At 64.3% G+C, this 15,243-nt stretch carries 12 protein-coding genes; 7 read left to right on the top strand and 5 right to left on the bottom strand.

Annotation, left to right across the window (positions count from 1 at the left end):
• Window positions 1–115 precede the first annotated feature (115 nt).
• A complete protein-coding gene (locus HNE_RS12980; protein ID WP_011647613.1) occupies window positions 116–589 on the bottom strand; it encodes a peroxiredoxin in 474 nt (157 codons plus the stop codon).
• A gap of 94 nt (window positions 590–683) precedes the next feature.
• Here HNE_RS12980 and HNE_RS12975 point away from each other — a divergent pair, with 94 nt between their 5' ends.
• Entirely contained in the window at window positions 684–4,076 is a 3,393-nt protein-coding gene (locus tag HNE_RS12975; protein WP_035592105.1) for a DUF3971 domain-containing protein, read from the top strand.
• Between the two features lie 7 nt (window positions 4,077–4,083).
• Here the strand turns inward: HNE_RS12975 and tyrS are convergent, their stop codons facing one another.
• Window positions 4,084–5,334, bottom strand: a complete 1,251-nt coding sequence (gene tyrS / locus HNE_RS12970) for a tyrosine--tRNA ligase (RefSeq protein WP_011647611.1) — start codon at window positions 5,332–5,334, stop codon at window positions 4,084–4,086.
• Between the two features lie 51 nt (window positions 5,335–5,385).
• Here tyrS and HNE_RS12965 point away from each other — a divergent pair, with 51 nt between their 5' ends.
• Complete coding sequence (locus tag HNE_RS12965) at window positions 5,386–6,513, top strand: anhydro-N-acetylmuramic acid kinase (RefSeq protein WP_233351913.1); 1,128 nt, start codon at window positions 5,386–5,388, stop codon at window positions 6,511–6,513.
• 190 nt (window positions 6,514–6,703) lie between these two features.
• Here HNE_RS12965 and HNE_RS12960 read toward each other — a convergent pair whose 3' ends face one another.
• The 3 genes from HNE_RS12960 to HNE_RS12950 form a co-directional block, all read right to left on the bottom strand.
• On the bottom strand, window positions 6,704–7,879 hold the full coding sequence (locus HNE_RS12960; RefSeq protein WP_011645512.1) for an IS481-like element ISHne2 family transposase: 1,176 nt from the start codon (window positions 7,877–7,879) through the stop codon (window positions 6,704–6,706).
• Between the two features lie 206 nt (window positions 7,880–8,085).
• Window positions 8,086–8,565, bottom strand: coding sequence for a GNAT family N-acetyltransferase (locus HNE_RS12955; protein ID WP_011647609.1), 480 nt, complete (start codon window positions 8,563–8,565; stop codon window positions 8,086–8,088).
• A 64-nt stretch (window positions 8,566–8,629) separates the two neighbouring features.
• Entirely contained in the window at window positions 8,630–9,349 is a 720-nt protein-coding gene (locus tag HNE_RS12950; RefSeq protein WP_011647608.1) for an alpha/beta hydrolase, read from the bottom strand.
• Window positions 9,350–9,464: 115 nt separating this feature from the next.
• On the opposite strand from HNE_RS12950, the gene HNE_RS12945 reads away from it, so the two are divergent.
• From HNE_RS12945 to HNE_RS12925, 5 genes are all read left to right on the top strand, one after another.
• Window positions 9,465–10,610 carry a cysteine desulfurase family protein gene (locus tag HNE_RS12945; protein WP_035592585.1) on the top strand — a complete coding sequence of 382 codons (1,146 nt, stop codon included), beginning with the start codon at window positions 9,465–9,467 and terminating at the stop codon, window positions 10,608–10,610.
• A 17-nt stretch (window positions 10,611–10,627) separates the two neighbouring features.
• Entirely contained in the window at window positions 10,628–12,172 is a 1,545-nt protein-coding gene (sufB, locus tag HNE_RS12940; RefSeq protein ID WP_049755260.1) for a Fe-S cluster assembly protein SufB, read from the top strand.
• Window positions 12,173–12,269: 97 nt separating this feature from the next.
• A complete protein-coding gene (locus HNE_RS12935) occupies window positions 12,270–12,989 on the top strand; it encodes an FG-GAP repeat domain-containing protein (protein WP_011647605.1) in 720 nt (239 codons plus the stop codon).
• Between the two features lie 269 nt (window positions 12,990–13,258).
• Window positions 13,259–14,020, top strand: a complete 762-nt coding sequence (sufC, locus tag HNE_RS12930; protein ID WP_011647603.1) for a Fe-S cluster assembly ATPase SufC — start codon at window positions 13,259–13,261, stop codon at window positions 14,018–14,020.
• Window positions 14,017–15,243 (top strand): SufB/SufD family protein, encoded by a 1,227-nt coding sequence (locus tag HNE_RS12925; protein ID WP_049755137.1) that lies wholly within the window; start codon window positions 14,017–14,019, stop codon window positions 15,241–15,243. The genes sufC and HNE_RS12925 overlap by 4 nt, the downstream gene beginning before the upstream one ends.

Genomic DNA, 15,243 nt, shown 5'->3' with positions numbered 1-15,243 from the left:
AATTCGCGTAGGCGGGAAACCCCTTGGGAGCACATTTTTCGGCAATGTTAGCAGGATTAGGTAAATCTGCTGTTAACCGGGGCATCTGTTGCAGGTGCTGCAGCGCCAGCGCCTCTTATTCTGTCAGGGAGTTAATGTTTTCCAGAACCTCGGCGGCATGCCCCTTGACGCGCACTTTAGGCCACACACGGATGATCTTGCCATCCGGCCCGATCAGAAAGGTTCGCCGCGCCATGCCCATATAAGTCCGTCCGTACATGGATTTTTCCTCCCAGGTTCCATAGGCATCGGAAACCTTGCCCGCCTCATCACTGCCAAGCTGGATCGTGAGATTATGCTTTGTTGCAAACTTTTCATGACGGGTGAGGGAATCGCGCGACACGCCCAGAACGACCGCGCCTGCCGCTTCGAAGTCTTTCGCATGTGCAGTAAAGTCGAGCGCTTCCTGGGTGCATCCGGGCGTATCATCCTTGGGGTAAAAGTAGAGCACCAGATACTTGCCCGCATAATCGGCCAGCCGGCGTTTGCCTGCCGTCGTCTCGAGCGTGAAGGCGGGGGCTTTGCGCCCTTCCTGCGGCCTGTCGGTCATGTAATGCTCCTATGGTGCCTGATGTTCACGAAGTTTATAGTCTTATGATGCCTGTGGACCTGCGGCAGATGAGACTTTTCTGAGGAGCCCGCTATTGGTCCGCCAGACCGCTTCCATTGTGGTTTTCGAGATACTCGGCGGATTGGTCCTGCTGGCTTTTGTGCTGGCGGCTGCCCTCATGCTGCGCCTGGCCAGCGGCCCGATTGATCTTGGCCCGTTCCGGGATGAAGTCGAAGACGCGATTGCCGGCGCCCGCGATGGCCGGGGCGTGGAAATGGGCACGCTTCAGCTCGAATGGTCGCCGGAAAACCGCCGCGTTCAGATCACCGCTCAGGATGTCCGCTTGCTGGACGGCGCCGGCCGGCCGGCTGCAGAAGCCAACCATGCTGTGATCCAGCTGTCGGGCTCGGCGCTCGTCTTCGGCGGCGTGGAAGTTCTGGCGATTGATCTCAGCGATGGTTGGATTGCGTTTGACCAGCTGTCGGCGCGCCAATGGTCGATTGCCGGTGATCCGCTGCCGGAGTTTCGCGAAACCACCCTCCCGGACACGCCCCAGGGCTGGATCGACTATCTCGGCCGCGTCCTGCCCGATTGGCTGCGCGCCCTGCGCGAGGCGCGCACGGGCATGCGTTTCGAGGCGGCGGGGTTTGAGAATATCGAATTGCGCGTGCGCAATCAGGGCCGCGCCCTGATCGGCACCGTCGAGCAGGCGAGCGGGCGCCTTGCCCTCTCCCCTTCCGGCGTGTCGCTCCATTTCAACGGGGCGGGCCTTGGCGAGGGTATGCCCGCAGGCATCATCCTGTCGATCATCAGTTCTGAAGAGGCCCGCACGCTGCGCACCGAACTGGCGCTGGCAGACTGGCCGCTGGGTGATTTTGGCGCCCGCCTCGGGCTCGACCGCGAGCTGACCGAAGGTCTGCCGTCTGACATAAATCTCGCCGCAGACTTTTCCGAGGCCAGCGGCATTGATGAAGTGACGCTCGTTGCCAAAAGCGGCGCGGGTCAGCTTTCCGTTGCAGATCAGCTTTGGCCGGTTCGCGACCTGGATCTCTCCCTTCTCTACAATCGCGCCGAAGATCAGCTTAATCTCAAGGTGTCCTCGCGCGGCGCGGGGCCGTTCAAGGGCACGGCCGACATCGCGCTTGAAAAGGCGCTTACCGGAGAAGGTTTCCGCCCCTTTGTTCTTCAGAGCCCCAGCCTGGCGCTGGACTTAACCCCCACATTCGCTGCCCCGATTGATCTGGCCAGTGTCCGGCTGAGCGGTGAGGCGGATGTGGACGCGCTGGCCGTGCGCGGCGCCAGGGCCGAATTTGTTTCCGGCGGCGCGAAATTCGATGCCAAAGGCGACATTGCCCGCACCCCCGACAGGCAGCCGGGCGAAACTCCGGTCATCGGCCAGCTGGAACTGCTCGTGCCGGGGCCGATGCAACTGGAAACGGTGCTGAACTTCTGGCCCGTCAAACTCGGCGAAGGCGCCCGCAACTTTGCCCGGCAGCGGATCGAGACCGGAACTGTCTTCGACGCGGCCGGCCGTATCACGCTCGCCCGCGACAGCTTCGCCGCCGGTTATCTGAACAACGACCATCTTGAGGTGACCTTCCGCGTGGAAGACGGCACCGTTCGGTTCCTTGATGACCTTCCGGCGGTGGAGAACGCCTTCGGTGACGGGCGCCTGACCGGCAACACGTTCCGGGTTCAGCTCACGCAAGGGCGGTTTGCGGGCTGGACGCTGAGCGAGGGACTTGTGGACTTTCCTGCCTTCAATCCGCGCGGCGAGGATTTCCGGGTGTTCGCCAAGGGGCGCGGCCCGGCCCAGCCGCTGATGCAGGCGCTGGTCGAGTCCCGCCTCGATATCGACTTCGACCCCACGCGGATGTCGGGCCAGGGCGACCTGACCTTCGAGATGTTCCGCCCGGCGCTCGATGATGTGCCGTATGAAGACGTTCGCTTCACCGCGATTGGCACGCTGCGCAATGCCGGGCTGAAAGGCGCCGCGCTCGGCATCGACCTGTCCAGCGGCACCATCGATGTGAAGGTTGACCAGCTGGGCGCCGAGCTGACCGGCGCCGCGCGCCTGGGGCCGTCCCCGGTCACCTTCCGCTGGTATGACGGCTTCACCGATGACGGCGCCCCGGCAGACCTGACCGCGACCGGGACAATCTCGGCCGATGTGCTCAACCGTTTCGGCCTCCTCGGCCGCGCCTATATGACGGGCGAGGCGCCCCTCGATGTCACCGCAACGCTGGACGGGGAAACGCTTGTCTCCTCCACCATCGGCGTCGACCTTACACCGGCGCGTCTCGATATGTCGGAAATCGGCTGGGTGAAACCGGCCGGCGACGCCGCGCGCGCCGATGTCGTCTTCTCCCAGCGGGGAGAAATGTCGACCTCCAGCATCAAATTCGTCAGCCCCACCGCGCGGCTTGATGGCGACTTTACCCTCGGCGCCGATTCCCGGCTGATCTCGGCAGACCTGCGCGAAGCCTTCTTCCGGAACATCGCGGATGTCTCCGGCGCCGTGCAGCGCGAACCGGGCGACCGGCTGACGCTGAACCTGCGCGGCAAATATCTCGACATTTCCGGCCTCATCGCCAGCCTGGGTGACATGGCCGACGCCGCTGGCGGCGAGCCCGAAGAAGGCACACCGCTGACCATATCTGCGCAGGTAGACCGCCTGATCCTGCGCGAGGGGCTCGACCTGCGCCAGGCAAAGCTGCTCGCTGTCACCGGCACACGCGGCCTGCAGTCGCTGGAGGCCAGCGGCCTCGCCCTTGGCGGCGCGCCGCTCAGCGCCAAGCTCACCGCCGGCGGCGCCGCGCCCATCAGGATCGACGTCACCTCGGGCGATGCCGGCTTCATCGCCAGCGCGTTCCTGGGCGCAGACTTCATCACCGGTGGCGAGCTCGCCCTGTCGGGCTCTCTGGAAACCGCCGACACGCCTGCTGATCTCCTGCTGCAGCTCACCAATGCGCGGATGAGCAATGCGCCCTTCCTGACGCAGATTCTCTCGCTCGCCTCGCTGCGCGGCCTGGCCGATACGCTGACGGGCGAAGGCGTCATGTTCTCGCGCATCGACATTCCGATGAAAGTGCAGGGCGGGCGCTATATCGTCTCCGGCGCCAAGGCGCAGGGGCCAGCCCTTGGCCTCACCGCCAGCGGCTATATCGACATGACCAGCCAGGCCATCGAGATTGACGGCGTTCTGGTGCCCAGCTTCGGCGTAAACTCCGCCCTCGGAGGAATCCCGATCATCGGAGACCTGGTCGTCGGCCGCGATGGCGAGGGCGTCTTCTCGCTCACCTACAGCGTGCGCGGTACGCTGGAGAAAGCCAACGTCTCGGTAAACCCGCTCTCGGCGCTGGCGCCGGGCGTCATCCGCCGCATCTTCGAAAACCCGTCCGACACCAAAATCCCGGAGGCAACGCCGCGCGCGCCGGACCAGGCCCTGCCGCAAGAGCTGCCCCCGCTGAAGGAAGAAGAGTTCTAGGCGGGTCTTACCCCGCCTTCACCAGCGCATGCCGCTTCTTGCCAGCCGACAGCTTGATCGCCCCGTCCTGCATGTCGGCCATCGAGACTTTGGCATTGGGATCAGACACCAGCGCGTCATTCACCCGGATCGCGCCCTGCTCGATCAGCCGCCGCGCCTCGCCATTGGACTTGGACAGCCCCGCCGCGGCGCACGCCGCCGCCACCAGCATTCCGGCCTCAAGCTCCGCCTGCGGAACAAGCGCCGTCGGCAACGCATCGGCCGAAGCCCCGCCCGCAAACACCGCCTTCGCCGCCGCCTCAGCCTCCGCCGCAGCGGCCGCCCCATGCAACAGCGTCGTCGCCGCGTTCGCCAGCGCAATCTTCGCGTCGTTGATCGCTGAGCCTTCCAGCGCCTCAAGCCGCTCGATTTCCTCCCGGCCAAGGTCGGTGAACAGCCGCAGGAACTTGCCCACGTCGGCGTCTTCGGTGTTGCGCCAGAACTGCCAGTATTCATACGGGCTCTTGCGGTCGGCGTTCAGCCACACGGCCCCGCCCACCGTCTTGCCCATCTTCACGCCCGAAGAGGTGGTCACAAGGTGCGCCGTCACGCCAAAGGCGTCCCCGCCCTCGGCCTTGTGCACAAGGTCCACCCCGCCCACGATATTGCCCCACTGGTCAGACCCGCCCAGCTGCATCCGGCAGCCATGGCGGCGGAACAGCTCGAGGAAGTCGTAGGACTGCATCAGCAGGTAGTTGAATTCGAGGAAGGTGTAGGGCTGCTCGGCCTCCAGGCGGCGGCGCACGGTGTCCTGCTTCACCATCGTATTGATGGTGAAATAGACGCCGATCGCGCGCAGCATTTCGAGATAGCCCAGCTCGCCCAGCCAGTCATTGTTGTTGACCATGATGGCGTCATTGGCCCCGTCGCCAAAGCGCAGGAACGGCTCGAACGCGGTCTTGATGCCCGCAATGTTGGCGTTGATCTGGTCATCGGTCAGCAGGGGGCGGGACTTTTCCTTGTCGGTCGGGTCGCCCACCTTGGTCGTGCCTCCGCCCATCAGGGCAATCGGCTTGCCGCCATGGCGCTGGAAAATGCGCAGCATCATGATCGTCATCAGATGGCCCACATGCAGGCTGTCGGCGGTGGCGTCATAGCCCACATAAGCGACCGGCGTTCCGTTGCTGCAATAGGCGTCGAGCTCAGCCTTGTGAGTCGTGTCCTTGATGAAGCCGCGCCAGCTCAGCTCGCGCAGGAATTCCGACTTGTAATCGCTCATGTTCTCGTGTCTCCGATGAGATGCGCGCGCCTAGCATGGAAAGGGCCTGCCTTGAACACCGCCATTGAAAAAACCGCCCCCCAATGGGTCGCCGGCTTCATGTCCGGCACCTCGCTGGACGCTGTCGACGCGGCCATGATCCTCACAGATGGCACCGATGTCCTCGATTTCGGCCCGGTCGCTGAGCGCAAATATACCCCCGAGGAGCGCGCCGTCCTCCAGGCCGCCACCGACGCGGCCCGCGCCTGGAACTGGCAGGGCCCCCGCCCCGAGGGGCTTTTCCGGGCGGCCTGCGAAACCATCACCAAAACCCATAGCGACGCCTGGGCGATGATGACCGGGCAGGCGGGCGCGCCCAAACCCGTCCTCGCCGGCGTCCACGGCCAGACCGTGCTCCATCGCCGCACAAAGCCCGGCCAGCCCGGCGCCACGCTCCAGCTGATCGACGCGCCCGCGATGCAGGCCGCCCTCGGCGTGCCGCTCGCCTATGATTTCCGCTCCGCCGATGTCGCCGCAGGCGGGCAGGGCGCGCCACTCGCCCCGGCCTATCATGCCGCCCTGATGAACCGCCTCGGCGGAGAGCCTGCCGTCGTCCTCAATCTCGGCGGCGTCGCCAACATCACCGCGCGCACCGCAGACGGCACGCTCATCGCCTTCGACACCGGCCCCGCCAACGGCCCCATCGACGAATGGGTCGAAGGTCATGGCAAGGGCACGCATGACGCTGGCGGCAAGCTCGCCGCCGCCGGCCGCGTGCATGAGGGCCTCCTGGCCCAGCTTCTCGCCCATGACTGGTTTGACGAACCGCCCCCCAAATCGCTCGACCGGTATGATTTCAACGCCTCCATGGCGCGTGGGCTCTCATTGGAAGACGGCGCCGCCACGCTGACGGAATTCTCCGCCGCCGCCGTCGCCGCCGGCATCCGTCAGCTCCCGGAAGTTCCCGCCCGCGTCATCGCCTGCGGCGGCGGGCGGCATAACCTCGCCTTCATGGCCGCGCTCGCCCGCCAGCTCCCCTGCGCCGTCCTCACCGCCGAACAGGCCGGCTGGCGCGGCGATTCCATCGAAGCCGAAGCCTTCGCCCTCCTGGCGGCCCGAACCCTGCGCGGCCTCCCCCTCAGCTGGCCCGGCACCACCGGCGTGCCAGGGCCGCAAATGGGCGGAAAGCTGCTCGGCTAGCCCTGTCATCCCGGAAGTCGCTAAGCGGCTTCTCTATCCGTCTCTGCCGAGAGCGACCCCACCCCAACCCTCCCCACATCCGTGGGGAGGGGTCAGGCCGCTCCAAGCCGAAATCTTACATCTCCCCACAAAGCAATGTGCAACCGGGGACATAGGTAACATTTGAGACCGGGGAGATGGGTTACAGTTTTCATGGTATGTTCCGTGGTCTGCCAGGCTTGATGCGGTTCATGCGTTTTTTCGGGTCGATGTGTCCGAGGAGGATGGGGCCGAAGTAGACGTCGTATTGGTCTTCGCCGGTCCGGAAGAGGCCAACGCGCTCCCCGATCAGCACTTCGGAGATGAAGGGTTCCGCGCCGCGCCATCTAATGGTGCCGGCGTGCCTGACCGCGCGGGTTTCGGTGGCGCCAGGATAGTCCGGGGCGCGAAGCTTGCCGTCCCATACGCGCGGGCTTGGCACATAGACCGCCGCCGGGGGTTTCTGGCCGAGCGCCTCATGCGGACGCTCATGATTGTAGGATTTCCGGAACCGGACAAGGCGCGCGGCCTGCGCCCGAAGTGTGCGGGAGACCGGATCGGCCGCTTCGCGCTTCAGGGTCAGATGCAGACGCTCATGGCGCCCATTCTCCTGCGGCTTTCCAGGGGTGATCCGTTCCGGGAAGATGCCCATCTTCACAAAGTTGACCGCCAGACGGGACAGGCCCCCGGCCGCCACAGACCCGAAAGGCGGACCATTGTCTGACCGGATGGCGCGCGGCAGGCCGTGGTCCCGGAACGCCTTTGCCAGTACCGGCCAGACCGTATCATAGCCCGTGCGCGCGACAGGCTGGCAGACCAGAAGATACCGGCTCAGGGCGTCCGAGACCGTGAACGGCTCACAGCGTTGGCCATCGCCCGTACGCCACCAGCCCTTGAAGTCCATGCACCAGACATCGTTGGGGGCATGCGCCTGCGCAAAGGGCGTTGTCATCGGCGCCGCGCGCCGGCGAAACCGCCGCGGAGATACAAGCCCTTCGCGCTTGAGAATGTCACCGATCGTCGAAGCCGCTGGCCAGGCAACACCCGGATCATCCATCTCCAGACGCGCCTTCAACTTGCGCGGCCCCCAGGCAGGATGCGCCCGCCGGAGCGTCACCACACGGGACGCCAGCTCCGGTGGCGTGCCGCCCGCCGGGCAAAGCGGGGCTCGAGACACATCATAAAGCCCCGCTGGCCCCGCAGCCTTGTAACGCTCAATCCATTTGTAGGCCGTCTTGCGCGATATATCGAACCGCACAGACAGCCCTGTCACACTGTCCTCACCCTTCAGCCACGCCGCGATGAACTCAACACGCTCGTTCATCGGATCTGTCCGCCTCCAACCCATGACCATCTCCTCCAGATGGTCATCCTCGCAAATCTGTTACCCATGTCCCCGGTCTGTTTTGTTACCCATCTTACCGGATTGGACCCAGGCCCCCTCCCCACGACTGTGGGGAGGGATGGGGTGGGGCACGGTGAGGTATAATTACCCCCTCCAGACGCACGCCGCGCATCAGGGACAACACCGCTCTAAATATCTCAGGATACGGATCAGCCGGCGCGCGCCAGCGTTTCCAGCGCAGTCCCGTCCACCCGGTAAACCGTCCATTCATCCATCGGCTGCGCGCCGAGAGAGAGGTAGAGGTCAATCGAGGGCTGGTTCCAGTCGAGTACGGACCATTCCAGACGGCCACAGTCGCGCTCAACGGCAATTGCGGCGAGCCTGGCAAGCAACGCCTTGCCGTATCCCTTGCCGCGCTGAGCGGGGTCCACGAACAGGTCTTCCAGATAGATGCCGGGCTTGGCCAGGAAGGTTGAATAATTATGGAAGAACAGCGCAAAGCCATGTGCCTGCCCGCCCTCTTCGATCAGCAACACTTCGGCAAAGGGCTTCGGCCCGAACAGGGTGCTCTGCAGGCTGGCTTCATCGGCCACGCAGTCGGCTTCCAGCTTTTCATACACTGCGAGCGCGCGAATGAAGCGGAGAATGACCGGCGTATCCGCCGTCCCCGCAAACCGGATGCTGGCCATGGGGTAGGTTCCTGTCGGCAAAGAAAAACGGCCCGCCGGTTGGGGCGGGCCGCTGGGTCTGGGATCAATCCTCGAAGTCTTCTTCCTCGACGATCACATCTACGCCGGCTTCCTCATCGGCTTCCTTGCGCAGTTCGTTTTCGGCTTCTTCGAGGCGGCGCAGCAGATAGGCTTCGCAGACGGCGATCAGTTCTTCGCGGCTGTCCTGGTAGAAGTGGTTGGCCCCGGCCACCTTGGCGCGGTCGACCTTCTGGCCCTTCTGCACGCGCACCTTGGTCAGCGCGCGCTCCACGTCTTCGGGCGAAGCGATGGAATCCTTGTCGCCTGCCACGATCAGGCCCGAGGCCGGGCACGGCGCCAGGAAGGAGAGGTCATAATGGTTGGCCGGCGGCGAGATGGCGAGGAAGCCATCGATCTCCGGGCGGCGCATCAGCAGCTGCAGCGTGATCCAGGCGCCGAACGAATAGCCCGCGCACCAGACAAAACGCGGCGACTCCGACAGGTTCTCCAGATAGTCGAGCACATAGGCGGCGTCTTCCAGTTCCCCGATGCCCTGGTCATACGCGCCCTGGCTGCGGCCCACGCCGCGGGAATTGTAGCGCAGCACGCCAAAGCCGTGCTTTTCGAACAGCTGGTAGAGCATGATCGTGATCGGGTCCTGCATCGTTCCGCCCGCTTTGGGGTGGGGGTGCAGGATCAGCGCGATCGGCGCGCCGGGATATGGCGGCTCCGTATAGCGCGCTTCAATTCGGCCCTGGGGGCCCGGAATGATGATCTCGGCCATCGGTAACCTCGGCTTTTTTCCACAGAAGGGCGCGTAGATAGGCCAAGTCGGTCCTCAAATGCAAATTTTTCTGCAGGGTGCGGGATTGATCGAAAGGCTCTATATTAGAGAGGTCATGATTTATGCTGATTACAACGCCACCGCCCCGCTGCGGCCAGAGGCCAGGGCGGCCATGCTGGCGGCCTATGAGCTGGGGCCGGTGAACCCCTCCTCCGTCCACAAGGCCGGGCGGGCTGCGCGCGCCGTCGTCGAAAAGGCCCGTGCCGAGGTCGGCGCCGCCATCGGCAGCCGCGCCGAAGACATCGTCTTCACCAGCGGGGGCACCGAATCCCTCGCCCTCGCCATCCAGGGCGCTGTGGCCGGGCTCGACGGGGCGGCGACGCTTATTGTGTCCGCCATCGAGCATGAAGCCGCCAGCAAGGCTGCCGCCCATGCCGGCGTACCGGTCGAGACCGCCTACATCCTTCCCACCGGCCAGGTGGACCTGGACGATCTCCGCGTCCGCCTCGCGGCATGGGACCGGGGCCTCAAAGGCACCCCCATTCTCGTGCTGATGCTGGCCAACAACGAAACCGGCATCCTCCAGCCCGTGGCTGAGGCTGCCGCGCTGATACGCGAGGCCGGCGGGCTGACCGTGTGTGACGCGGTTCAGGGCCTCGGCAAGGTGGCGGTGAATGTCGCGCTGCTGGGCGTCGATTACCTTGCGCTTTCCGCCCACAAGGTCGGCGGCCCGCAGGGCACCGGCGCGCTGTGGCACCGGGCGGGCGCGCCGCTGAAAGCCGTGCTTTATGGCGGCGGGCAGGAACGGGGCCTGCGCTCGGGCACCGAGAATGTCGCCGGGATTGCCGGGTTTGGCGCGGCGATGTCCCAAGCTGTCCTGGATTTGTCCCGATATGTCTCGCTGGGAACCCACCGTGACGCGATGGAGGCCCGCCTGAAGGCCGAAGGCGGCGTCATTGTCATAGGCGAGGGCAGCCCCCGTCTCGCCGGGGTCTCAAACTTCGCCCGCGCCGGTTTCCGCGCCGAAACCCAGGTGATGGCCCTTGATCTGGCGGGGGTTTGCATCTCGGCAGGCTCGGCCTGCTCGTCGGGCAAGGTGAAAAGATCCCTTGTGCTGATGGCCATGGGCGCAGATGACGCCCTTGCGGAATCGGCGATCCGCACCAGCTTTGGCTGGAACAGCCGCCCGGAAGATTTCCGCCACGTCGCCGACGCCTGGCTGGAGGCTGCCCGGAGAACTGTGTTGAAGGAATCCGTATGATGGACTGCTGCGGCGGAATGGATGAGCACGAGGATGACTGCACCGAAGTGAAGGTGAAGGACAGCATCGATGCCAGAACGGTCGAGGCGGCAAAGCGCCTTGAATCGGAAAACTATTCTGCCGGTTTCATCACCGACATCGAGATGGATATGGCCCCCAAGGGGCTCTCAGAGGATACCGTCCGCTTCATCTCCGCCAAGAAGAACGAGCCCGAATGGTTGCTCGAATGGCGTCTGGAGGCCTATCGCCGCTGGCTGACCATGGAAGAGCCCTCCTGGGCGCGGGTCCATTATCCCAAGATCGATTTCCAGGCTTATTACTACTACGCCGCCCCCAAGGCGGGCGCGAAGTACAAGTCCATTGATGACGTGCCCAAGGAAATCCTTGAGGCGTATGAGAAGCTCGGCATCCCGCTTCGGGAAGCTGAAGTGTTGCTCGGCGTGGAAGGCGCGGCCGATACCGCCGCAGCTGCCCGCGAGAAGCCGCGTGTCGCGGTCGACGCCGTCTTCGATTCCGTCTCGGTTGCCACGACCTTCCGCGAGGAACTCAAGAAAGTCGGCGTGATCTTCATGTCGATCTCCGAAGCCGTGCATGAGCATCCCGAGCTCGTGAAGAAATATCTCGGCTCCGTGGTGCCCACGTCTGACAATTTCTATGCCACGCTCAATTCGGCCGTCTTTTCCGATGGCTCTTTCGTCTACATCCCCAAGGGCGTGCGCTGCCCGATGGAGCTGTCGACCTATTTCCGCATGAACGCCGAGAATACCGGCCAGTTCGAGCGCACGCTCATCATCGCCGACGAAGCCGCTTACGTGTCGTATCTGGAAGGCTGCACGGCGCCGATGCGCGACGAGAACCAGCTGCACGCGGCGGTCGTTGAACTCGTCGCGCTGGACGATGCCGAAATCAAATACTCCACGGTCCAGAACTGGTGGCCGGGTGATGAGGACGGCAAGGGCGGCATCTTCAACTTTGTCACCAAGCGCGGCGATTGCCGCGGCGCGCGCTCCAAGATCTCCTGGACGCAGGTGGAAACCGGCTCGGCCGTCACCTGGAAATACCCCTCCTGCATCTTGCGCGGCGACGATTCGGTGGGCGAGTTTTACTCCATCGCCGTCACCAATGGCCGCCAACAGGCCGATACCGGCACCAAGATGATCCATCTGGGCAAGCGCACCAAAAGCCGGATCATCTCCAAGGGCATCTCGGCAGGCAAGTCTGACAACACCTATCGGGGCCTTGTTTCCATTCATAAAAAAGCCGAAGGCGCGCGCAACTTTACCCAGTGTGACAGCCTGCTGATCGGCGACCGGTGCGGGGCTCACACCGTGCCCTATATCGAAAACCGCCGCGCCGACGCCCAGCTGGAGCATGAGGCCACCACCACCAAGCTCTCCGAAGACCAGCTCTTCTACGTCCGCCAGCGCGGCATCGCCGAAGAACAGGCCGTCGCCCTGCTGGTTAACGGCTTCGTCCGCGAAGTGCTCCAGGAACTGCCGATGGAGTTTGCCGTCGAAGCCCAGAAGCTTCTGGAAGTAAGCCTTGAGGGCAGCGTCGGCTAGGCGCCAGGACCGGTTCATCTGGTGTTGGGGCAGCAAGAGGCATGGAACTTGCTGAGGGCCGCAGAAGGAACGCGGCCAGCTCGCAGGGTGTTACGTCATGGTAAAATTGGTAAATTTCACAGCCGGACTGGGCTTTGCGGCCCTGTTGCTTGCCGCGGCGTGTGCCACCAACCCCCCGCTATCGCCTGAGGAATCGGCCCAGGGTCAGGCCCGCCTGTCGGCCATTTCGCGCCTGCCAGACTGCGCGAGCGCCCAGACCATCACCGCAGACCGCACAGCGCATATCCCTGATTGCCGCCTGAAAGCGGGCCCGTCGGGCCTGCACCTCGTCGTCACCAGCGACCCGGTCGAGTTTGAAATGCTGGGGCCATCGGGCTTTGTATCGGTCTCCGTCACCAACCGCCGGGGACAGTCTATCGGTGACTTTGCCGAGATCACCCACGGCCTCTACGCCTATCCGGAAGTCCACGATGCCAATGGCGATGGCCTTCAGGACGTGGTCATCCCGCGCTCTGTGGATGGCATGAACGTCACCTATTCCCTGTGGCTACAGCAGAAGGACGGCGATTTCGCCCATGCCGGCGAGGTTTCCGGAAGCCAGATGTCCTGGGCATCGGGCGGCATGGTTACGGCTGCGCAGCGCGTGGGCGTATCAGACTGGACGGTCGGCTATTACAGCATCGGCGAGGCGGGCAAGCTCCAGGAAGTCGCTCTGGTAAAGGGCGCAGGCAGCCAGCCTCCCAAGCGGGGCGGGCGGTGTGAAGTCGTCCGGATTGCCAAGGGCGCCAAGCCCGGCCGCTTCTGTTCGACCCGCTGACGCGCCGCTCAGGCCGGGCACAAGACTTGCTTTTTGAGGCATGGCTGGGGCCGGAGCGGTCCCAAGAGGGAACACAGTCATGTCAGAACTACTCAAGGAAATCGGCGGTTATCTGCTGCTGGTGATGGCCATTTTTGCGGCGCCGTGGCTTGCCTCGGCGCTCGGCTGATACGGCCAAACCCGGCCTGCATGGCAGTCATCTGCCCTAAGGCGCGGCTTTTCCGCGCTTTGCGCTTTCAAATCATCGCGGGGCGCCCTAAATCCCCGCCATGTTGAAGATCGAAAATCTGAGCGCCACCGTTGGTGAGCCTGACGCCGCAAAGACCATCATCAATGGTCTCTCGCTGGAAGTGCCTGCGGGCGAAGTTCACGCGATCATGGGGCCGAACGGAGCAGGGAAATCCACCCTCTCCTATGTTCTCACCGGCCGTGAAGGCTATGAGGTCACCGGCGGCAGCGCCACGCTCGACGGGCAGGACATCCTCGCCCTGGACCCGGAAGACCGCGCCTCCGCCGGCCTCTTCCTGTCTTTCCAATACCCCATCGAAATCCCCGGCGTGCCGGTGATGACCTTCGTGCGCACCGCCATGAACGCCCAGCGCAAGGCGCGCGGCGAGCCGGAAATCTCCGCGCCGGACTATCTGAAAAAGTCGCGCGATGTGGCCAAGATGCTGAACCTGGACGCCGATATGCTGAAGCGCCCGGTCAATGTCGGCTTTTCGGGCGGCGAGAAAAAGCGCCTCGAAATCTATCAGATGCTGATGCTGGAGCCCCGCTTCATGGTGCTCGACGAGACCGATTCCGGCCTCGACATTGACGCCCTGCGCACCGTCGCCGAGGGCGTCAACGCGCTGCGCGCGCCAGAGCGCGGCATGCTCGTCATCACCCACTATCAGCGCCTGCTCGACTATATCAAACCGGACAAGGTGCACGTTCTGGCCAAGGGCCGTATCATCAAGTCCGGCGGGCCGGAACTTGCTTTGCGCCTTGAAAAAGAGGGCTATGACGGCGTGCTCGCGGAGGCTGTGTGAGCACCGCCCTGAAGGATATGATCCGCAATCCAACCGTTGCGGAACTTGAACTGGTCGCGCGCTACGCCGCCCTGAAGCCGGACCCGCGCCGGGAACGCCTGTTTGAAGCCTTCGCGCTCACCGGGCTGCCCCACCGGCGCAACGAAGAATGGCGCTGGTCGGACTTCAAGGCCGCCGTCGGCGCGCTGGAGGCTTCGGCCACCCCGCCCGCAGCTGATCCTCTGGCATCAGATGATGTCGCTACGCTAAAATTCACGCCGCAGGGCTATGAGGCGCCCGCCTCTCTCCCGCCGGGCCTGCGCCTGCTTCCGAAAGAGGAAGTTCAGGCGATGAGCGGCGCCGAAGATGCCCCGCTGGGCGCATTGGCGGCTGCGCTTTCCGGCGCGAAGAATGCGCCTGCAACGCTGCTGGCCGAAGTGAGCGGCGAGACGCCCGTGCGCCTGCATATGGTCTTTTCCGGCCCCGGCGCCATCAATGCGGCAAGGGTTGTTTTCCTTGTCCGTCCGGGGGCAGAGCTTCAGGTTTCCGAGAGCCATCTGGGCGGCGCGGCTTTCTCCGCATCGCTGATCGAATTCACACTGCAGCCCGGCGCGCGCCTGAACCGCGTGGTTTACCAGCGCGGCGGCAAGGGCGAGGCGCAAGCCATCACGGCGCTGATTCATCAGGAGACGGACGCCCAAACGAAGCAGACCGTGCTGGCCTTTGGCGCCAAGGTTTCCCGCATCGAAACGCGACTGGTCCATCAGGAGACAGGCTCTCACGCTACGCTGAACGCGGCCTATCTGGCCGGCGATGGCTACCATGTCGATTTCACCAGCCATGTGCGCCATGGCGCGCGCGCTTGCATCACGCGTCAGGCCACCAAGGGCGCTGTGGTGAATGGCGGGCGCGGCGTGTTCCAGGGCAAGTTCCATGTGCCCCGCAATGCGGGCCAGCAGACGGACGCCTCGATGCAGCACAACGCGCTGTTGCTGGAAGACGGCGCCGAAGTGTTCGCCAAGCCCGAACTTGAAATCCTTGCCGACGATGTTCAGTGCGCACACGGAAATACCTCCGGCGCGCTCGACGCGGCGCAACTGTTTTATCTGCGCCAGCGCGGTATTCCGCTCGTCCAGGCGCGGGCAATGCTGACCGAGGCTTTCATCGCTGAAGCCTTGGAAGATGCGGGCGTGCATGAAGATGCGCTGCGGGCGCAGGCGCAAGCCTGGCTGTCAGAGGTCTGA

It is taken from the genome of Hyphomonas neptunium ATCC 15444 (assembly GCF_000013025.1).
In the GTDB taxonomy this organism is placed as follows: domain Bacteria; phylum Pseudomonadota; class Alphaproteobacteria; order Caulobacterales; family Hyphomonadaceae; genus Hyphomonas; species Hyphomonas neptunia.
The sequence above is the reverse complement of the archived record's forward strand: the minus strand, read 5'-3'. Positions and strand labels throughout refer to the sequence as shown.

Bases quoted from the DNA above. Each gene is read 5' to 3' on its own strand.
- sufC (WP_011647603.1), top strand. From the start codon at position 13,259: ATGTTGAAGATCGAAAATCTGAGCGCCACCGTTGGTGAGCCTGACGCC.
- HNE_RS12935 (WP_011647605.1), top strand. From the start codon at position 12,270: ATGGTAAAATTGGTAAATTTCACAGCCGGACTGGGCTTTGCGGCCCTG.
- HNE_RS12960 (WP_011645512.1), bottom strand. From the start codon at position 7,879: ATGGGTTGGAGGCGGACAGATCCGATGAACGAGCGTGTTGAGTTCATC.
- sufB (WP_049755260.1), top strand. From the start codon at position 10,628: ATGGATGAGCACGAGGATGACTGCACCGAAGTGAAGGTGAAGGACAGC.
- HNE_RS12950 (WP_011647608.1), bottom strand. From the start codon at position 9,349: ATGGCCGAGATCATCATTCCGGGCCCCCAGGGCCGAATTGAAGCGCGC.
- HNE_RS12955 (WP_011647609.1), bottom strand. From the start codon at position 8,565: ATGGCCAGCATCCGGTTTGCGGGGACGGCGGATACGCCGGTCATTCTC.
- HNE_RS12945 (WP_035592585.1), top strand. From the start codon at position 9,465: ATGATTTATGCTGATTACAACGCCACCGCCCCGCTGCGGCCAGAGGCC.
- HNE_RS12980 (WP_011647613.1), bottom strand. From the start codon at position 589: ATGACCGACAGGCCGCAGGAAGGGCGCAAAGCCCCCGCCTTCACGCTC.
- tyrS (WP_011647611.1), bottom strand. From the start codon at position 5,334: ATGAGCGATTACAAGTCGGAATTCCTGCGCGAGCTGAGCTGGCGCGGC.